Below are 19654 nucleotides of genomic sequence, written 5' to 3' on the forward strand. Positions count from 1 at the left end.
GCCCGTCAGGCGTCGATGCGGTCCCGGTCGAGGGAGGCCGCTCCCGCGACGATGAAGTCCTTGCGGGGCGCGACGTCGCTGCCCATCAGCAGGTTGAAGACGCGTTCGGCGGATTCGGCCTCCTGGATGCGGACGCGTCGCAGCGTCCGGTGCCGCGGATCCATGGTGGTCTCCGCGAGCTGGTCCGCGTCCATCTCCCCGAGCCCCTTGTAGCGCTGGATCGGCGACTTGTAGCGCTTTCCCTGCTTCTCCATGGACGCGAGGAGCCGCGTGAGTTCCGCCTCCGAATAGGTGTAGATCATCTCGTTGGCCTTGGAGCCCCCGTTGATCACCTCGACCCGGTGCAATGGCGGGACGGCGGCGTACACCCGGCCGGCCTCCACCAGCGGACGCATGTACCGGAAGAACAGGGTGAGGAGCAGCGTCCTGATATGGGCACCGTCGACGTCGGCATCGGTCATCAGGATGACCTTGCCGTAGCGTCGCGCGTCCAGCTGGAAGCTCCGCCCCGACCCCGCCCCGATGACCTGGATGAGGGCGGCGCACTCGGCGTTGGAGAGCATGTCCCCCACCGAGGCCTTCTGCACGTTGAGGATCTTGCCCCGGATCGGCAGCAGCGCCTGGTAATCGGAGGAACGGGCGTTCTTCGCGGTACCGAGCGCGCTGTCACCCTCGACGATGAAGAGTTCGGACCGCTCGGCGTCGTCGATGCGGCAGTCCGCGAGCTTCGCCGGCATGGAGGAGGTCTCGAGTGCGTTCTTGCGCCGCTGGGTCTCCTTGTGGACCCGCGCCGAGATGCGGGACTTCATCTCCGCGACGACCTTCTCCAGCAGCAGCGCCGACTGCGCCTTGTCGTTCCGGGACGTCGAGGACAGCCGCGCCTGCAGCTCCTTCTCGACGACCTTCGCGATGATCGCCCGGACGGCGGAGGTCCCGAGGATCTCCTTGGTCTGGCCCTCGAACTGCGGCTCGGCGAGGCGCACGGTGAGGACAGCCGTCAAGCCGGCGAAGACGTCGTCCTTCTCGATCTTGTCGCTACCGGCCTTGAGCTTGCGCGCGTTGGCCTCGATGACCTTGCGGAAGGTCTTCAGGAGCGCCTGCTCGAAGCCGCTCTGGTGCGTGCCGCCCTTGGGGGTCGCGATGATGTTCACGTAGCTGCGGACCGTGGTCTCGTAGCCGATGCCCCAGCGCAACGCGATGTCCACCTCGCAGTCGCGCTCCACCTCCGCCATGTGGCTGTGCCCGCGGTCGTCGAGGACGGGCACGGACTCCTTGAAGCGACCCGACCCGTGGAAGCGCCACACATCCGTGACCGCAGCGTCGAGCGCCAGGAACTCGGCGTACTCGGAGATGCCACCGTCGTGCTGGAAGACCTCCTCCACGGGCCCGGACTCCGCCGGCGTGCCCGGGAGCCTCCGCTCGTCCCGGAGCGTGATGCGCAGGCCCGGCACCAGGAAGGACGTCTGGCGGGCGCGGGTCTGCAGTTCCTCGTAGGAGAACGTGGCGTCCGGCGTGAAGATCTGGCGGTCCGCCCAGTACCTGATCCGCGTCCCCGTCACACCGCGCTTGGCCGTCCCGACGATCTCGAGGCGCGACCCGTCGAGGAAGGGCTCGAAGGGGGCGGTGGGCGACGGCGTCCTGCCGTCCTTGAAGATGCCCGGCTCACCACGGCGGAAGGACATGGCGTAGGTCTTGCTGCCGCGGTCGACGAAGACGTCCAGGCGGGAGGACAGCGCGTTGACCACGCTGGCGCCGACGCCGTGGAGGCCACCCGAGGCCGTGTAGGAGCCACCGCCGAACTTGCCGCCGGCGTGCAGCTTGGTGAAGACCACCTCGACGCCGGTCAGGCCGGTCTTGGGCTCGATGTCCACGGGGATGCCCCGGCCGTCGTCGTGGATCTCCACGGAGCCGTCGGCGTGCAGGATGACCGTGATGCTCTGGCCGTGGCCGGCCAGTGCCTCGTCGACCGAGTTGTCGATGATCTCCCACAGGCAGTGCATGATGCCCCGGGAGTCCGTGGACCCGATGTACATCCCGGGACGCTTGCGCACCGCCTCGAGGCCCTCGAGGACCGAGAGGTGCCGGGCGGTGTAGTCCGAGGTGGGGGTCACGGTGTATCAGTCTCCTTGGCGGAACGGGCACGATCCCGGACAGGCGTCAGGAGGGTGGTTGCCGGGATGGGTGGCCCCAGTTTATTACCTCGCGCCGACAGGAACCGGCAGGAGCCGTCGTCGGCGTCCCCCGGACGTGACCCATACCTCTGATACGCCGCCAGCGAAAGGGGGCCCAGCCTGCGAAGGAGCGGCGACGAATAGTGGTTATATGAATACACGATCCACATGAGGAGGCATTCATGACCACTGCAGTAGCCACTCGCGAGCTCACTGCCCTGGACCGCTGCGATCGCTGCGGCGCCCAGGCCTACGTTCGGGCAGTCCTTCAGTCCTCCGGTGGAGAGCTTCTGTTCTGCGGCCACCATGCGCGCGCCGTCGAAGCTAACCTCAAGCCACTCACGTCCGAGTGGCAGGACGAGACGCAGCGGCTTCACGCGAAGCCGGCCCTCATCGGCGACTGACCGCCGCAGGGACCACCGACCACGAAGACCATGAGGCGCCCCGTGTACAGGCGCTGACGTACAGGGAAAGGCCCGCTCCGGACGGAGCGGGCCTTTCCCTGTCATGGGGCCTCCCAGCCCCATGACGAAGGGCCCCTCCCGCAGGAAGGGCCCTCGGCGTAAGGAGGCTCGATGGTCAGTCGAGGTAGTCCCTCAGGACCTGGGACCGGGAGGGGTGGCGCAGCTTCGACATCGTCTTCGACTCGATCTGGCGGATGCGCTCACGCGTGACGCCGTAGACCTTGCCGATCTCGTCCAGCGTCTTCGGCTGGCCGTCGGTCAGCCCGAAGCGCATCGCCACGACGCCCGCCTCCCGCTCGGAGAGGGTGTCCAGCACCGAATGGAGCTGCTCCTGCAGGAGGGTGAAGCTCACGGCGTCGGCCGGGACCACGGCCTCGGAGTCCTCGATCAGGTCACCGAACTCCGAGTCGCCGTCCTCGCCGAGCGGCGTGTGCAGGGAGATGGGTTCGCGGCCGTACTTCTGGACCTCGACGACCTTCTCCGGTGTCATGTCGAGTTCGAGGGCGAGTTCCTCGGGGGTGGGTTCGCGGCCGAGGTCCTGCAGCATCTGCCGCTGGACGCGGGCCAGCTTGTTGATGACCTCCACCATGTGGACGGGGATGCGGATGGTGCGGGCCTGGTCCGCCATGGCACGCGTGATCGCCTGGCGGATCCACCAGGTCGCATAGGTGGAGAACTTGAAGCCCTTGGTGTAGTCGAATTTCTCGACCGCACGGATCAGCCCCAGGTTGCCTTCCTGGATGAGGTCCAGGAAGAGCATGCCGCGCCCGGTGTACCGCTTGGCCAGCGACACGACGAGGCGGAGGTTCGCCTCGAGGAGGTGGTTCTTGGCGCGCTTGCCGTCGTGGATGACGAACTCGAGTTCGCGCTTCAGCTTCGGGTCCATGTCCGGATCCGCGGCGATCTTCTCCTCCGCGAAAAGACCGGCCTCGATGCGGAGGGCCAGATCCACTTCCTGCTCCGCGTTCAGCAGGGCGACCTTGCCGATCTGCTTCAGGTAGTCCTTGACGGGGTCCGCGGTCGCGCCGGCGGACACGACCTGCTGCGCGGGTGCGTCGTCGTCGTCGGCATCGGAGTAGACGAAGCCGGTGCTCGTCCCGACCTCGGGGGTCTCGGGCTTCGCGTCCTCGGCGTCGACGTCGACCTCGACGGCGGGATCCGGTGTGTCGACGGCGTCCACGGAACCCTGGGCATCCGCTGCCGAGGCCTTCGCTGCAGCGGCCGAAGCGGCCTTGGTCGCCGGCTTCTTGGCCGCCACCCGTCGCTTGGTAGTGGTGGTACCAGCGTCTGGCGACGCCGGTGCTGCTGTCTTCTTGACCGACACAGAGAACCTTTCGTACGGCGGTGTGTGGCATCGTCAGAGGGACAACACCACTATGACCCTGTCAAGTCCGCGCTCGATACCAGACGGATACTGCTCGGGTCAGGTCCCAAGGGAACAGTCCTGCAGCCCTCGCTATTCCTTGGGAGCCGCCCTTCGGCAACAACCCGCGTGGAAACGCTCGGTGAAGTTCTGGTGCACGGACCCAACCGGGTCTCAACTTTCATTGTCTCACGGCTCGCCGTTCCGCCGGAAATCACCCCGGCCGCCGGTGGCCGGCTCCTGCCGCCGTTCCCGAGGGTCCGGCCGACGGCCTCAGGCCGCGTCATGCAGGGCCGTCGCGGCCCCCGCCGTCCACGCCGTCGCACGGCTCCGGGCCCACGCCGGCAGCCCGCCGCGGCGCAGGAGTTCGTGCAGCAGGCGTGCGAGGCGATAGCCGGGCACCGCCTGCTCCGCCGCATCCAGGAAGACGGCCGCGCGCGATCCCCGACCCCGTGCGTATTCGAACCAGGCGCTCATGGTCAGGGCCGCGGCACGGGACTCGCCCTCCGATACCGCCGCGAGCCGCGCGAGGAGGACGCTCATCGCATCGACGCGGCCCCAGGCGATCGCGCCGGAGTACCTGCCGGCCAGCACATCCGCATAGAGCAGCGCCTCGGCGCCCCGGGGAGCAGGTCCTGCCGTCGGCGTCGCCTCGGACCCGGAGTCCCCTCCGGCGCCGGCCCCGTCCGTCCGGAGGGCGGCGATGGCGCCCTGGAGCGGACCGGCGCTCCGCACCTCCGGCAGGACCCGCGCAGCGCCGGGCCGTTCCCCCTCCGGTGCTGTCGACGGCGTGTCGGCCCGCGCCTCCGACGCGAGCAACCCGCAGGCCGTCGCGCCGTCGAGGGCTGCCGCGGACCCGAGGCACGCACTGGCGAGGAGGAAGTCGCGGACCGCCCGCGACTCGACGCTCGCCAGCAGGAAGCCCGCGACGTCGGGCTCGGCCTCGACGTCGAAGCCCCCCGCGCCGGGCAGGACGGCGTCCCACAGGGCCGACGTCGCGCGGAACTGCCCGGGCGCCGTCCATCGGCCTGCGCAGCACGCGGCATAGTGCGCCCGCGCGCCTTCGACGGCCCGGACCGCCGGGTCGGGGGCAGCCGCGCCCGGTACGTCCCGTGCGGCGACGGAGGGCGCGGCACGGAGGACGGCGTCGGGCGCGGATGCGTCGAACGCACTCCCCCCGAAGACCAGCTCTGCGTTCAGTGCGCTGTGCGCCACGGTGTCGAGGGGCTGGCCCGGCCAGGGGCAGCACTCCTCGTCCGTGCAGAAGATGTCGCGCCACCCTGACCGCCCGACGAACCAGCCGCCGCGGACGGGGAGGCCTGCGGTGCCGAGGACCGTCTCCATGGTCAGCACCAGGCCGCTGCGCGGTGCCGGGGCGTGTCTCTCCCAGTGCTCCTCCGTGTACACCACGATCAGCGTGCCGTCGGCGTCGACGTCGCCCTGCAGGAAGGAGAGCACACCGTCGGCGAACCCGAGCGGATCCGTCCCGGCGCCGGTGAGGTCCACACGCAGCGTGGCCCCGAGCCTCCTGCCGCTGGTCGTCAGGACCACCAGGCTCTCGTCGGGCATGAAACCGAGGGCGTGGGGGATGTAGGAGAGGATGTCGGCCGGTGAGGTGACGACGAAGGACGGTGACGCCGGGGTGCCCGACGCGGGGCTCGTGGGAGATGACATGCCGCCAGCGTCCTCGGGTCGCCTGCGGGGCGCACGGGGGTCCGGGACTATGTGGACAACTGCCGCGGGGCTGCCGTCCTACTGGTTCCGGGCGGCTCTCTGCTCCCGGCGTCGCCGGCGTTCGCGGGCCAGGGCGTCACGGAGCGGCGGGACGACGACCCCCTGCTCGGCCATCCTCCGGCGGACCCTCCGCCGCGCGATGATGACGGCGATGGCGCCGACCGCGACGACGAGGAGCTGCACGGACATCGCGAGGCGGAAGGACGGCAGGGCGTACAAGTCGCCCTGCGAGAACCCCGTGGCGAGCAGGACGTCGAGGACGGTCCCGATGGCGAACATCGTCAGCAGGGACGCCATGAAGCCGCCGATGTTCACGATGCCGATGGCTGTACCCATGCGTGCGGCAGGGTTGAACGTGCGGGCGAAGTCGAACGCGATCATGGACCCCGGCCCACCGACGGCGAGCGCCACCACCAGCAGGGTCAGGAGCGGGAGGGGCGCGGGTCCCGGGTAGAGGAGGACCGCCAGCCAGGCCCCGGCCATCAGGGCGGCGATCGCGAGCACCATGGTGGAGCGACGCAGGGGATGCCGGCCCACGTAGCGGCCGAGGAACGGGCCGCAGACGATCCCGACGGCGACGAACAGGGTCATCAGCGCGGACGCCGCGCCTTCTCCCACCTTCTCGGCCCGCACCAGGTAGGGGTAGCCCCACATCAGGACGAAGACGGTGCCGGGGAACTGGATGGTGAAGTGCGCCCACAGGCCGAGCCGTGTGCCGGGCTGCTTCCAGGCGGCGGCGAGGGAGGTCCCGGTCTCCCGGATGGTCTGGGCGCTCCGCGGGCGGGCGACGGGCGAGTCCCGGATCAGGCTGACCGAGAGGACGACGGCGAGGACCGAGAGCGCGGCGGCGGAGAGGAACGCGGACTGCCAGCCGAAGACGGAGAGCACCGCGACGAACGGGATGACCGAGACCACCTGCCCGAGCTGGCCGATGATCCCCGTCCACTGCGTCAGGACGGGGATGCGGCGCGGTTCGAACCACGCGGGAAGCAGCCGGAGCACGCTGATGAACGTCATGGCGTCCCCCGCCCCCACGAACAGGCGGCCGGCGATGCCGGCCCCCACGGAATCCGCGAAGGCCAGCTGCGCCTGCCCCAGCGCCATGAGCACGCCGCCCGTGACGATCAGCGTCCGGGGGCCCCAACGGTCGACGAGGACGCCGACCGGCACCTGCAGTCCCGCGTAGACGAGCAGCTGGACGACGGTGAAGATCGACAGCTGCGAGGCCGAGGCGCTGAAGCGGTCCGTCGCCTCGAGGCCGGCCACGCCGAACGTGGTGCGCTGCGTGACGGCGATGAGGTAGGCCGCGACCCCTGCCGCCCAGACCAGGAGTGCCCGCGAAGAATTCACCCGCCCATTATCCCGTGGGAGATGCGCCGTCCGGTCCGTCGTCGTGCCGGTCGGAGGCGCCGGGCTTCGGCGCGGCGCCGGTCCCGGGAGAGGCGTCCTCGTGGTCGGCGCCACCGTCCTCGGCGCCGGAGCGGTCGTAGTCGATGGGCGTGGTCCCCAGGAACTCGGTGTCCCAGAGCAGCGTGGACTCCTCCTCCGCCTGCGGGCTCGCGAGGTAGGCCTCGACCGCGGCACCCAGCTCCTCCGCGCTGGCGAGCTCGCTGTTGTCCTTGACCAGCAGCGATTTCCGGGCGACGCCGTCGGCGTACTCGTCGTAGCGCTTCTCGAGCGAGGAAACCACGGACTGCACCTCCGTGGAATTGCCGACCTGCCGGGCGATCTGCCGCTCGACGTCGCGCCCGGTCTCCCGCAGGCGGTCGGTGGGCAGCACGAGTCCGGCGGTCGCGCCCAGGTATTCGAGGCCCGCCACGGCGGCTGGAGGGTACTCCGCCTCGGCGAGATAGTGCGGCACGTGGATGACGTGCCCCACGACGTCGTGCCCGGCCTCGATCAGGCGCAGTTCCAGCACGTGCCCGATGGAGGCCTGCAGCTCGGCGGTGGGACGCCAGGCGTTCATGCCGTCGATGAGGTCGGAACGGTTTCCGTGCAGCGTCACGCCGATCGGCCGCGTGTGCGGGACGGGCATCGGGATCGCGTGGATCCACGAGGTCATCGGCACGTCCAGGTCCTCGACGAGTCCGACGACCGCGCTCGCGAACCGCTCCCATTGGAGGTCCGGCTCGGCGCCGGTGAGCAGCAGGAAGGGCTCACCGAGTCCGTCGTACAGGCGGTGCAGTTCGAGCCGGTGCGGCCGGTAGTCCGTCAGGTGGTCCTCGGCGAAGGTGATCCTCGGGCGGCGTCCGCGGTAGTCCATGAGCTGGTCGGCGTCGAACTCGGCGACGGGCTCGTGCTCGAGCACCTCGAGGAGTTCCTCGCTGACCTGCGAGACGACCTGCCCGGCGTCCATGAAGCCGGTCAGGCTCACCAGCAGGGGCAGCCCACTGCTCCCGGGGTCGTCGAAGACGTCGGTGTCGGTGGTGTACAGGGTTCGTGGATCCAGCATGGCTCTCTCCTCCGGTCAGGTCCTGCTCTCCTCAACACCACCCGCGCCGCCTTCATTCCGGGCCGCCGCGGCGTAGAGACTACGATCGTCAGGACGGTTCCCGGACCACCGGATACCGGGACCACCTGCGACGCCGATCCGGACACGCATCCGGACACGAGGAGACAGATTCCGTGATCAGAACCACCGAACTACACCTGACCGCTTCCGCGAAGGACCTCAAGAAGATTCCGAGCGACGCGCTCGTGATCGCGGTCGCCAAGGGGGCCGACGGGCCCGTCCTGCTCGACAGCCCGCTCCCCGCGAAGGCCGCGCGTGCGCTCGGGGACTCCCTGCAGGTCCTCGGCATCACGGGGGCCGCGGACGAGGTCCGCCGCTTCCCCGGCCTCCCCGAGACCGGTGCCGATTCGCTGGTGCTCTCCGGCGTCGGACCGGTGTCCGCCGGAGCGGTGCTCCCTCCCGAGACCCTCCGCCGCGCCGCGGGCGCCGCGATCCGCCAGCTGACCGGACTGGAGACCGTCGTCCTCGCCCTGCCGGCCGAGACCGTCGTCGCCGCGACCGCCGTCGCGGAGGGCGCCGCCTTCGGCGCCTACAGCTACGAGGGCCACAAGTCCGGGCTCAAACCGGACGGCACGGTCGCCCCGGCCAAGGACCGGGACGCCGTCCGCAGCGTCGTCGTGTACACGCCCGTGGCCGACGACGCCGGGCTCGTCCCCGCGCTGCGGCGCGCCGTCATCCTCGGCAAGAACGTCAACGCCACGCGCACGCTCGTGAACCAGCCGCCGAGCCACCTCTACCCGGAGACGTTCGCGCAGGCCGCGAAGGAGCTCACGCGCGGCCTGCCCGTCAAGGTCACCGTGATGGACGAGAAGCGTCTCGAGCGTGACGGCTACGGCGGCATCCTCGGCGTCGGCAAGGGATCCTCCCGGCCCCCGCGCATGGTCAAGGTGGAGTACTCCCCCGCCAGGTCCGCCGTGCACCTCGCCCTCGTCGGCAAGGGCATCACCTTCGATTCCGGCGGACTCTCGCTGAAGCCCGCCGCGGGCATGCAGACGATGAAGCTGGACATGGCGGGCGCCGCCGTCGTCCTGACCACGCTCCTCGCCGTCGCCGAACTGGGCCTTCCCGCCAAGGTCACCGCCTGGCTGTGCCTCGCCGAGAACATGCCCTCCGGGACCGCGCAGCGCCCCGAGGACGTCCTGTCGATCTACGGCGGGCGGACCGTCGAGGTCCTCAACACCGACGCGGAGGGCCGCCTCGTCCTCGCCGACGGCCTCGCGGCCGCCAGCGAGGAGGCACCCGACGCCATCATCGACATCGCGACGCTCACGGGCGCACAGATGGTCGCCCTCGGCACCCGCGTCTCCGGCGTCATGGGCGACGACGGCGTGCGGGACGCCGTGAAGGCCGCGGCGGACCGGGCGGGCGAGCAGTTCTGGCCCATGCCCCTGCCCGAGGAACTGCGCCCCAGCCTCGACTCCCAGGTCGCGGACATCGCCAACATCGGCGAGCGGAACGGCGGCATGATGACCGCCGCGGTGTTCCTCCGCGAGTTCGTCGGGCAGGTCGACGGCGAGAAGATCCCCTGGGCGCACCTGGACATCGCGGGACCGGCCTTCAACGAGGGCGCGCCGTACGGGTACACCCCCAAGGCCGGCACCGGCGTCGGCGTCCGTACCCTGCTCGCGTACGTCGAGGACGTCCTCGCCCGCACCGCGTAGCATCCCGGGGCGCCGGACCGCACGCCGGTCCGGCGCCCCGCGTGCCTGGTCCCCGCCCCTCCCCGGGCCGGGTGAGAATGCGCACATCCGCGAACTGCGGCGTGCAGCGCCCGCGCTTCAGGTGGATGCGGACCACATCTGGGGATAGGGTGAAAAACGAGGGTACGAAGCACCTGCGACCGCACCGCGACCGCATCAGTCATCGATTCATCAACCGATCTATCAACCGACGCGCCCTGCGCGTCAACAGACCACGCGAGGGAGCGTCCAAGTGGCCGCATCGGCAACTGCGCAAGAATTCGACATCCTGGTACTGGGTGGAGGCAGCGGCGGATACGCTGCAGCCCTCCGCGCGGTGCAGCTGGGCTTCACGGTGGGGCTCATCGAGAAGGGCAAGCTCGGCGGCACCTGCCTCCACAACGGCTGCATCCCCACGAAGGCGCTCCTGCACTCCGCCGAGATCGCCGACGGCGCCCGCGATGCCGAGAAGTACGGTGTCAAGGCGACGTTCGAGTCGATCGACATGAACGCCGTCAACGCATACAAGGACGGCATCATCGCGGGCAAGTACCGGGGCCTGCAGGGGCTCATCAAGTCCAAGGGCATCACGGTCATCGAGGGTTCGGGCAAGCTCGCGTCGGAGAACACCATCGACGTCGACGGCACCGTCTACACCGGCAAGCACATCGTGTTGGCGACCGGCTCCTTCTCGCGCAGCCTCCCCGGCCTCGAGATCGGCGGCAAGGTCATCACCTCGGACCAGGCCCTCACCATGGACTTCGTGCCGAAGACCGCGATCATCCTCGGCGGCGGCGTCATCGGCTGCGAGTTCGCGTCCGTATGGAAGTCGTTCGGCGTGGACGTCACCATCATCGAGGCCCTCCCCTCCCTCGTCCCGAACGAGGACGCCTCGATCGTCAAGAGCTTCGAGCGGGCGTTCAAGAAGCGCGGCATCAAGTTCAACACCGGCACCCGCTTCAAGTCCGTCGAGCAGAACGAGGACGGCGTCGTGGTGTCGCTCGAGGACGGCAAGACCTTCGAGGCGGACCTCATGCTCGTCGCCGTCGGACGCGGACCCGTCACGCAGGACCTCGGCTACGAGGAGGCCGGCCTCACCCTGGACCGAGGCTTCGTCATCACCGACGAGCGCCTCCACACCGGCGTCGGGAACATCTATGCGATCGGCGACATCGTCCCCGGCCTGCAGTTGGCCCACCGCGGTTTCCAGCAGGGCATCTTCGTGGCGGAGGAGATCGGCGGCCTGAAGCCCGTCGTCGTCGCCGACCTGAACATCCCCAAGGTCACCTACAGTGATCCCGAGATCGCCTCCGTGGGCTACACCGAGAAGGCCGCCCGCGAGAAGTTCGGCGACGACCGTGTGGAGACGCACGAGTACAACCTCGCCGGCAACGGCAAGAGCTCGATCATCGGCACGGGCGGACTCGTGAAGCTCGTCCGCGAGAAGGACGGCCCGATCGTGGGGGTCCACATGCTCGGCAGCCGTATGGGCGAGCAGATCGGCGAGGCGCAGCTCATCGTCAACTGGGAGGCGTACCCCGAGGACGTCGCCCCGCTCATCCACGCGCACCCCACGCAGAACGAGGCCCTCGGCGAGGCCCACCTCGCCCTGGCCGGCAAGCCGCTGCACGGCTGACGCACAACCCTGCAGGCACCGCACCGGCTTGGTCCACGCCCCAAGGGCGTGGACTAAGCTCGGAAGCAGAAAAACCGAGCACGTCCAGCTGAGCAGGCCCGCACGTCGACCAGCTGCCAAAGGAACGATCTACGAAGGAGAAACGGGCGCACTATGTCTGAATCCGTGAACTTGCCCGCTCTCGGTGAAAGCGTCACCGAAGGCACCGTGACCCGCTGGCTGAAGCAGGTCGGTGACCGTGTCGAGGTCGACGAGCCCCTCCTCGAGGTCTCCACCGACAAGGTCGACACCGAGATCCCGTCCCCGATCGCCGGTGTGATCGAGGAGATCCTGGTCGCCGAGGACGAGACCGCCGAGGTCGGCGCCCCGCTCGTGCGCATCGGTGACGGCTCCGGGAGCAGCGATGAGGGCAGCGCCGACTCCGGCGCCGCTCCGGCCTCCGAGGAAGCCCCCGCCGAGGCAGAGCCCGAGGAGGAGTCGGCTCCTGCGGCCGCCGAGTCCCCCGCCGAGGAGTCGTCCGCCGGATCCTCGGAGGAGTCGTCGGAGGGCACCGAGGTCACCCTCCCCGCTCTCGGCGAAAGCGTCACCGAAGGCACCGTCACCCGCTGGCTCAAGGCCGTCGGTGACGACGTCGAGGTCGACGAGCCGCTCCTCGAGGTCTCCACCGACAAGGTCGACACCGAGATCCCGTCCCCCGTCGCGGGCAAGCTCCAGGAGATCCGCGTCAACGAGGACGAGACCGCCGAGGTCGGCGCGGTCCTCGCCGTGATCGGCTCCGGGGCTGCCGCGCCCAAGAAGGTCGAAGCCGCTTCAGGCGAACCGCTGGCCGCGGCACCCGCCGAGGAACGCGACGACGCTCCGGTCGAGAAGGCCCCGCAGGCCGCCCCGTCCGACGACGGCGGCGCGCCCGCAGCAAAGCCCGCCCCCTCCGAGGACGAGCCCGCCCAGAAGCCTGTCGAGAAGGCTGCCCAGAAGTCCGCGGCCGAATCCGCGCCGGCGCAGGAATCCGGAACCTCGGACGCCGCAGCCTACGTGACCCCCCTCGTGCGTCGTCTGGCCAACCAGAACGACGTCGACCTCTCGACCGTCAAGGGCACCGGCGTCGGCGGACGGATCCGCAAGCAGGACGTCCTCGAGGCGGCGGAGGCCAGGAAGGCCCAGAAGGCGGAGCCCGCGGCAGCAGCGTCCGCCCCGGCCCCTGCGTCCGCCGCACCGTCGAAGCCCGCGGCCCCCGCCGTCGAGCCCTCGAAGCTGCGCGGCACGGTCGAGAAGGCCCCTCGCATCCGGCAGACGATCGCCAAGCGCATGCGCGAGTCGCTCGAGGTGTCCGCCCAGCTCACCCAGGTGATCGAGGTCGACATGACGCGCATCGCGAAGCTGCGGACCGCGTCCAAGGACACCTTCCAGGCGCAGAACGGCGCGAAGCTGACCTTCCTGCCCTTCCTCTCCAAGGCCGTCACCGAGGCGCTCAAGCAGCACCCGAAGCTGAACGCCTCGTTCGACGAGGAGAAGAAGGAAGTGACCTACCACGACGCCGAGCACCTGGCGATCGCGGTCGACACCGAGAAGGGTCTGCTCGTCCCGGTCATCAGGGACGCCGGCAACCTCAACCTCGGCGGCCTCGCCAAGAAGATCGCCGACGTCGGCGCACGGACCCGCAGCGGTCAGATCGGCCCGGACGAGCTCTCGGGCGGGACGTTCACGATCACGAACATCGGCTCCGCGGGAGCCCTGTTCGACACACCGATCATCAACCAGCCGCAGGTCGGCATCCTCGGGACCGGCATCATCGTCAAGCGTCCCGTGGTCATCACCGGCCCCGACGGCGACGACACGATCGCGATCCGCTCCATGATGTACCTGAGCCTGACCTACGACCACCGCCTCGTGGACGGCGCGGACGCGGGTCGATTCCTGCAGACGCTGAAGGCACGCCTGGAGGCGGGCGCGTTCGAGGCCGACCTCGGTCTGTAGCGCCTGGCCGGCCACCCGGTCGCAGGAGAAGCCGCTTCCCGTGAGGGAGGCGGCTTCTCCTGTTCTCCCCCGCTCCCTAGGATGGGACCGAAGCACCGGATGCGACCTCCGCGTCCGTTCCACAGCAAGGAGAACCATGGCTACCGTTCGTACAGCCCACACCGTCTGGAGCGGGGACCTCCCCACCGGCTCTGGTCAGGTCACGCTCGACTCGTCCGGCCTCGGCACCTACGACGTCACCTGGAAGGCCCGCGCAGAGCAGTCGGGCGGCAAGACGAGCCCCGAGGAGCTCATCGCGGCGGCGCACTCCGCCTGCTTCTCGATGGCGTTCAGCCTCGCCCTCAGCGAGGAGGGCAACATTGCCGAGCGCATCGAGACGAAGGCGGAGGTCGACTTCCAGCCCGGCACCGGGATCACCGCCATCCGCCTCACGGTGGACGCCACCGTGCCGGGCCTGTCCGAGGAGGACTTCCAGCGCCTCGCGCAGGCCGCCAAGGAGGGCTGCCCCGTCTCGCAGGCCCTCGCCGCGGTGAAGGACATCTCGCTGGCCGCCACCCTGCAGGGCTGAGCCCTTCCATCCCGCAGGACGAGGGACCCCCGGACGGCGTCCGGGGGTCCCTCGTCCTGCGGCGCCTGCCGTCGTCCCGGCGAGGCCACCCCCGCACGGCGGCTCCGGTACCGTTCCCCCGTGACAAGTGGTTCGATGGGAGCATGCGTATCCTCCTCGCCGGCGCGTCCGGGACCATCGGTACTGCCCTCGCCCGCAAGCTCGAGACGGACCACGAGGTCCGACGCCTGGTGCGCAGGGCGCCGAAGGGTCCGCAGGAGGTCCGGTGGAACCCGTCCGCCGGGGACCTCGACGTCGACGCCGTCGAGTGGGCGGACGCCGTCATCAATCTCTCCGGGGCGGGCATCGCTGGCGGACTCTGGACGAGGCGCTATATCGAGACGCTGTACTCGTCGCGCATCACTGCCACCAGGACCCTCGTCGAGGCGATGCGGAAGGCGGCCACCCCACCCACGGTGTTCATCAGCCAGTCGGGGTCCAACTACTACGGGGATCGGGGCGACGAGGTGCTGACCGAGGGCTCCACCTCGGGTGACTCCCTCATGGCCGATATCTGCCGGCGCTGGGAGGCGGAGGCGCTGCGCGCTCCCGATGCCGTGCGCGTCGTGCTCACCCGGACGGGCGTCGTGATGGCGAAGCAGGGCGGGGCCCTGCCCGCGCTCCTGACCCCGATCCGCTTCTTCGCCGGTACGTCGCTCGGCTCCGGCCGCCAGTGGTGGCCCTGGATCAGCCTCGACGACGAGGTCCGCGCCGTCGAGTTCCTCCTCACCGCGCCCCTGTCGGGTCCCGTCAACGTCAACGCGCCGACGCCGTCGACCGTGGACACGATCACGCTGCAGCTCGGCCAGGCATTCCACCGACCGGTGTGGTTCCGCGTCCCCGGCATCTTCCTGAAGGTCGTCATGGGGCAGCTCGCCACGAACCTCCTGCTGGCGAGCGTCCGCATGGAGCCCCGCGCGCTGACCCGGGCCGGCTTCACCTTCGACGAGCCCACTCCGGAGGCCCTCGCCTCCTGGGTGCGCCGCTCCGTGACGTCCTGACCCCGCGGACGGCACGGCTCAGGCGGGCGGCGCAACGACGGAGTGGATCCGCCACCCGTCGGCGGACCCCCACAGGATGAAGATCAGCTCCTGCCGGTCGGCCGCCATGAGCGGGCCCGGCCCGGATCCCTGTAGGGCCGGTGCCGACGCCGTCTCGGTGTAGGAGGACAGCGCCGCCGTCGCCCGGACCACGGACACCTCGGTGGATCGCGGCGGGTCGGTGACCGCCGGGAGGGTCGCGAGCGCCGGGAGGTCTGCCAGCTCCGCGTCCGTCAGTGCGGCCGGGTCCCGGATGTCGATCGACAGGTCGCGCAGAGCCCTGCCCGTCCCGGCGAGCGCTCCGACCGCTTCCCGATCCGCCGCCATCGCCGGCGACCCCGCGACGTCGACCATGGTGAGCAGGTCCGGATCCGCCTCGGCGAAGGCCCGTGCCCTCGCGTCGGCCAGTCCATGCAGCGCGACGGCGGGATCACCGGGTCGTGCTGCCCGGTCCGTGTCGGGGCTGCCGGTGCCCGTCCCGTCCCGGGCCGGGTCCGCGCCAGGCCGCTCCTTCCCCCCGCCGGCCTCGCTCCGATCCGACGGGCCGGGGTCCGCAGGGTCCGGCCCGGGAATCGCCGGGGTCCCGCCGGGGACGGCATCGGGAGCGGCGCCGCGCACGGCGTCGGGTGCGGTGTCGGGTGCACGACCGGCCGCCGGCTCCGTGGAACGGACGACGTTGAGGGTCAGGGCCATCCCTGCCACGAGCAGCACGACGGCGGCGACCCCGGTCAGGAGCGCCAGCACGCCCCGGGTACGCCGCTCCCGCGAACCGGAGCGGCCCCGCTGCCGGGACACCGGGCCCGCTCGACGGGAAGCAGGGGCCTGTCCTCGACCCCGACGGCGTCCTCCCCGTGGCCGTGCTCCCGGCACGGATCCTCCTGGACTGCGTGGTCCCCGGAGCCGTGCTCCCCGGGAGCTGCCTCCGGGCAGGCGTTCTGCGCGCACGGCCCCCGGTCCACCCCCGCCGGCGGACGGGCGGATGCCGCCCGGCCGCCTCCACCGGGACCGCGGATCGCCGGGAGGCGGGTCGGCCCGTCGGGTCAGCAGCTCCGGCAGGACGCTCGCATGCACCGCCGGCACGAGGTCGACGGGAGCCGGCGCCGAGCCGGCCAGCAGGCCGCGGGCGAAGTGGTCCGCGGTGGGGCGTCGGTCCCTGTCGGAGCTCAATGCATCCTCGATGAGCTGCATGAGCTCCAGGGGTACCTCCGGGACGATCAATGCGAGCGGCGGCCGCTGCTCGGCGGGTCCGGGGATCCGGCCGGTCAGGGCGAACCAGGCCACGGCCGCCAGGGCGAAGACGTCGGCGCCGGCGTCGAACGATCCGTCGTGGAGCGGATCGAGGAAGCCGGGGGTCCCCGCGACGCCGTCCCGCCCGGCTCCCAGGAGGCGTCCGGTCCCGACATCACCGAGGAGTGGCTTGCCCTCGGCCGTGAAGAGGATGTTCCCCGGCGTCACGTCCCCGTGCAGGGCGCCGGCGCCGTGCAGGTAGCCGAGAGCCTGCGCCACCGGGACCAGGGCTGTCACGACCTCGGGGATCGGCAGCGGTCCACGGCTCGTGACGAGGGCGAGGAGCGAGCCGCCCGGGGCGAGGTCCATCAGCAGGCCGGGGCCCTGGTCCGTCTCGACGACGCCGTGCACCCTGACGAGGTGATCATGGGCGAACCGCTGCAGGAACCTCAGTTCGCGCACGAGGACGCTCATGCCCACGCCGCCCCCGACGCCCGATGACGGGGAGGGCGCCGCAGCACCGTTCGACCCCGCACCGGAGGCGGGCAATGGCGCAACGCCGGTGGCAGCGCGCCTCCCGCGACGGCCCGGCACCACGGCCCGCTCCGCGCCTCGTCCCTCCGCGGCACCTGCAGGAACCGGTGCGAGCACCTTCAGGGCCAGACGCCGACCCTCGTCGTCTGTCACCAGCCATACCGCGGAGGATCCGCCGCGTCCCAGGAGACGCCCGACCCGCAGTCCCGGGACGGCCGGCCGCTCTGCGTCGTCGGGACCCGCGCTCACCGTCCCGTCCGGTCTGTTGGGCGGGAATGCGGCATCCCCCGCCGCAGTGCCCGTCGTCGTGCCTGCTGAAGGCCTCGCCGCCGTCGACCCGGTGTCATCGTCCATGGTCCAGTTCTAGGGCACGTGAGCCGTCCGCGCGGGTTATCCACAGCCCAGCCGGCGACGCGCTCCGGACCCGATTGCAGCACTAGAACATTTGTTCTATTTTTAATGCACAGTTCCGGACGAGGCAGGTAGTCATGAAACGCACTCCCCCTGATGCAACCGAGGCCTGGCGTCCTGTGGACGAGGCCGTCGGACTCACCTTCGAGGACGTCGACGGCCTCCCGCAGCCCTGCCGGCTGCGCTGGCGGGGCTCCCTGTGGCAGGTGGTGGGTCCCCGTCGTCACTGGTCGACGTGGCGGGCACTGCCCTCGACACGGGCGGACAGGGAGGACGTGCGGCCGGTCCACCCGTGGCGGGCCGACTTCTGGCGATTCCAGGCCCAGACCGGCCCCGTCTCCCCGATCCTCCACTTCGAGGTGCGGCGTGCGGGGACGGACTGGCGACTGGTCCGCCTCGGTGCGACCTTCGACCTCCCCGATCGCTCCGAGGACCGGCGCGGATCGCCGTGCTGACCGTGCAGGCCCGGCCCGGAGGACGGCGGCAGGACGGTGTCGCCGGGCAGGACTAGGCTTGTGCCATGACCCTTGTGCTCTCACGCGTCGGCCTCGCTCCGGATTTCATCGAGTACACACAGGGGTGGGAGATGCAGAAATCACTCCACGCCCGGGTGGTGGAGGGCGCCGCGCCGAGCACCGTCCTGCTCCTCGAACACAGCCCCGTCTACACGGCAGGCAAACGCACCGAAGATCACGAGCGGCCCTTCGACGGCACACCCGTGGTGCCCGTCGATCGTGGCGGCAAACTCACCTGGCACGGGCCAGGACAGCTGGTCGGATACCCGGTCCTCGCGCTGCGGGATCCGGCGCGCGTCGCCGACTACGTCCACACCCTGGAGGAGGTCATCATCGCCTCCCTGCGCCCCCTCGGGATCGACGGCATCAGGATCGACGGGCGTTCCGGGGTCTGGCTCGCGGAGACCGGCGCGCGACCCGCGCGCAAGATCGCGGCCATCGGCATCCGTGTGAGGAACCGCGTCACCATGCACGGCTTCGCCGTCAACTGCAGCAACGACCTCGCGCCCTTCCAGCAGATCGTCCCCTGCGGCATCGCGGACGCCGGCGTCACCTCCATCTCCGCCGAATGCGGCCGCATGGTCACCCCGGCCGATCTCGTTTCGTCGATCGAGGCGGGACTGCGCAAGAATGAGGCGGTGCTGGTGGGCAACGATGACACCGGGACACCCCACCCTGCCGGTGCCGGCACGTCCGGCCCCGCCCAGAACCAGCCAGAAGGAGCTTCCCTGTGAGTCTTGCACCCGAGGGCCGCCGACTGCTGCGCGTCGAGGCGCGCAATGCCGAGACACCGGTGGAGCGAAAGCCCGACTGGATCAAGGCCAAGGTCAACATCGGCCCGGAATTCGTGTCCATGAAGAACCTGGTGAAGAAGGAGGGCCTGCACACCGTCTGCGAGGAAGCAGGCTGCCCCAACATCTTCGAGTGCTGGGAGGATCGGGAGGCCACGTTCCTGATCGGCGGCTCCGAGTGCACCCGGCGGTGCGACTTCTGCCAGATCGACACCGGCAAGCCGCAGCCCCTCGACCGCAGCGAGCCCTTCAAGGTCGCCCAGTCGGTGCAGTCGATGAACCTGCGCTACGCCACCGTCACCGGCGTCGCGCGCGACGACCTGCCCGACGAGGGTGTGTGGCTCTACGCCGAGACCATTCGGCAGATCCACAGCATGAACCCGGGCACGGGCGTGGAGATCCTCATCCCCGACTTCTCCGGCCGCCCCGAGCACATCGCCGCGATCTGCGACGCGGCCCCGGAGGTCTTCGCGCACAACGTCGAGACGGTCCCCCGCATCTTCAAGCGGATCCGGCCGGCATTCCGCTACGAGCGCTCCCTCGACGTCATCACCCAGGGACGCGACCGCGGCATGGTTACGAAGTCGAACCTCATCCTCGGGATGGGCGAGACCCGGGAAGAGATCTCCGAAGCCCTCCGCGACCTGCACGACGCCGGCTGCGACCTCATCACGATCACGCAGTACCTGCGCCCGAGCGAGCGCCACCTCCCGGTGGACCGCTGGGTGAAGCCCGGCGAGTTCGTCGAACTGAGCGAGGAAGCCGAGGCGATCGGGTTCCTCGGCGTCATGAGCGGCCCCCTCGTGCGCTCGTCGTACCGCGCCGGCCGCCTCTGGGCGCGCGCCATGCGCAAGAAGGGCCTCGAGCTCCCCCCGGAACTCGCCCACCTGGACGAGTCCGGAACCGCCCTGCAGGAAGCGTCCTCGCTCCTCGCCGGCTGACCTGCCCGCCGCACACGACGGCGGGCAGTCCGGCCGCCGCTCCCCCGCCATCCCG

At 70.5% G+C, this 19654-nt stretch carries 14 protein-coding genes and 1 pseudogene; 9 read left to right on the forward strand and 6 right to left on the reverse strand.

Annotated elements, in window-relative coordinates:
• Positions 1–5 precede the first annotated feature (5 nt).
• Positions 6–2111, reverse strand: coding sequence for a DNA gyrase/topoisomerase IV subunit B (locus AC4D2E_RS08225; RefSeq protein ID WP_490952250.1), 2106 nt, complete (start codon positions 2109–2111; stop codon positions 6–8).
• Positions 2112–2353: 242 nt separating this feature from the next.
• Between AC4D2E_RS08225 and AC4D2E_RS08230 the strand changes: the two genes are divergently transcribed.
• Complete coding sequence (locus tag AC4D2E_RS08230) at positions 2354–2575, forward strand: DUF7455 domain-containing protein (protein ID WP_104164319.1); 222 nt, start codon at positions 2354–2356, stop codon at positions 2573–2575.
• Positions 2576–2750: 175 nt separating this feature from the next.
• Here the strand turns inward: AC4D2E_RS08230 and AC4D2E_RS08235 are convergent, their stop codons facing one another.
• The 4 genes and pseudogenes from AC4D2E_RS08235 to AC4D2E_RS08250 all read right to left on the reverse strand — a co-directional run.
• A complete protein-coding gene (locus AC4D2E_RS08235; protein ID WP_258069614.1) occupies positions 2751–3893 on the reverse strand; it encodes an RNA polymerase sigma factor in 1143 nt (380 codons plus the stop codon).
• Between the two features lie 378 nt (positions 3894–4271).
• Positions 4272–5672, reverse strand: coding sequence for a DUF4192 family protein (locus AC4D2E_RS08240; protein WP_490952251.1), 1401 nt, complete (start codon positions 5670–5672; stop codon positions 4272–4274).
• A gap of 78 nt (positions 5673–5750) precedes the next feature.
• Entirely contained in the window at positions 5751–7082 is a 1332-nt protein-coding gene (locus AC4D2E_RS08245) for an MFS transporter (protein WP_490952252.1), read from the reverse strand.
• 208 nt (positions 7083–7290) lie between these two features.
• Positions 7291–8184 (reverse strand): annotated as a pseudogene (locus AC4D2E_RS08250) (proteasome assembly chaperone family protein); the annotation flags it as partial.
• A 173-nt stretch (positions 8185–8357) separates the two neighbouring features.
• Here AC4D2E_RS08250 and AC4D2E_RS08255 point away from each other — a divergent pair.
• From AC4D2E_RS08255 to AC4D2E_RS08275, 5 genes are all read left to right on the forward strand, one after another.
• Complete coding sequence (locus tag AC4D2E_RS08255) at positions 8358–9905, forward strand: leucyl aminopeptidase (protein WP_104164309.1); 1548 nt, start codon at positions 8358–8360, stop codon at positions 9903–9905.
• Between the two features lie 271 nt (positions 9906–10176).
• Positions 10177–11559, forward strand: coding sequence for a dihydrolipoyl dehydrogenase (gene lpdA / locus AC4D2E_RS08260; RefSeq protein WP_104164307.1), 1383 nt, complete (start codon positions 10177–10179; stop codon positions 11557–11559).
• A 153-nt stretch (positions 11560–11712) separates the two neighbouring features.
• Entirely contained in the window at positions 11713–13533 is a 1821-nt protein-coding gene (sucB, locus tag AC4D2E_RS08265; protein ID WP_490952253.1) for a 2-oxoglutarate dehydrogenase, E2 component, dihydrolipoamide succinyltransferase, read from the forward strand.
• Between the two features lie 136 nt (positions 13534–13669).
• Complete coding sequence (locus tag AC4D2E_RS08270; RefSeq protein ID WP_490952254.1) at positions 13670–14101, forward strand: OsmC family protein; 432 nt, start codon at positions 13670–13672, stop codon at positions 14099–14101.
• A 143-nt stretch (positions 14102–14244) separates the two neighbouring features.
• Complete coding sequence (locus AC4D2E_RS08275; RefSeq protein WP_490952255.1) at positions 14245–15141, forward strand: TIGR01777 family oxidoreductase; 897 nt, start codon at positions 14245–14247, stop codon at positions 15139–15141.
• Between the two features lie 18 nt (positions 15142–15159).
• Here AC4D2E_RS08275 and AC4D2E_RS08280 read toward each other — a convergent pair whose 3' ends face one another.
• On the reverse strand, positions 15160–17295 hold the full coding sequence (locus AC4D2E_RS08280; protein ID WP_490952256.1) for a serine/threonine-protein kinase: 2136 nt from the start codon (positions 17293–17295) through the stop codon (positions 15160–15162).
• Between the two features lie 134 nt (positions 17296–17429).
• Between AC4D2E_RS08280 and AC4D2E_RS08285 the strand changes: the two genes are divergently transcribed.
• The 3 genes from AC4D2E_RS08285 (at position 17430) to lipA (ending at position 19599) form a co-directional block, all read left to right on the forward strand.
• Positions 17430–17807 (forward strand): hypothetical protein, encoded by a 378-nt coding sequence (locus AC4D2E_RS08285; protein ID WP_146067327.1) that lies wholly within the window; start codon positions 17430–17432, stop codon positions 17805–17807.
• A 65-nt stretch (positions 17808–17872) separates the two neighbouring features.
• Complete coding sequence (gene lipB, locus AC4D2E_RS08290) at positions 17873–18601, forward strand: lipoyl(octanoyl) transferase LipB (RefSeq protein WP_490952257.1); 729 nt, start codon at positions 17873–17875, stop codon at positions 18599–18601.
• A complete protein-coding gene (gene lipA / locus AC4D2E_RS08295; RefSeq protein WP_490909067.1) occupies positions 18598–19599 on the forward strand; it encodes a lipoyl synthase in 1002 nt (333 codons plus the stop codon). Before lipB ends, lipA begins: the two co-directional genes overlap by 4 nt.
• Positions 19600–19654: the final 55 nt, after the last annotated feature.

The sequence above is a fragment of the Arthrobacter sp. TJ-265 genome (genome assembly GCF_058269135.1).

What these genes read in the sequence shown, in the direction of transcription:
- AC4D2E_RS08230 (WP_104164319.1), top strand. Translation starts at nt 2,354, where the DNA reads ATGACCACTGCAGTAGCCACTCGCGAGCTCACTGCCCTGGACCGCTGC.
- AC4D2E_RS08240 (WP_490952251.1), bottom strand. Translation starts at nt 5,672, where the DNA reads ATGTCATCTCCCACGAGCCCCGCGTCGGGCACCCCGGCGTCACCGTCC.
- sucB (WP_490952253.1), top strand. Translation starts at nt 11,713, where the DNA reads ATGTCTGAATCCGTGAACTTGCCCGCTCTCGGTGAAAGCGTCACCGAA.
- AC4D2E_RS08270 (WP_490952254.1), top strand. Translation starts at nt 13,670, where the DNA reads ATGGCTACCGTTCGTACAGCCCACACCGTCTGGAGCGGGGACCTCCCC.
- AC4D2E_RS08275 (WP_490952255.1), top strand. Translation starts at nt 14,245, where the DNA reads ATGCGTATCCTCCTCGCCGGCGCGTCCGGGACCATCGGTACTGCCCTC.
- AC4D2E_RS08280 (WP_490952256.1), bottom strand. Translation starts at nt 17,295, where the DNA reads ATGGACGATGACACCGGGTCGACGGCGGCGAGGCCTTCAGCAGGCACG.
- AC4D2E_RS08285 (WP_146067327.1), top strand. Translation starts at nt 17,430, where the DNA reads ATGAAACGCACTCCCCCTGATGCAACCGAGGCCTGGCGTCCTGTGGAC.
- lipB (WP_490952257.1), top strand. Translation starts at nt 17,873, where the DNA reads ATGACCCTTGTGCTCTCACGCGTCGGCCTCGCTCCGGATTTCATCGAG.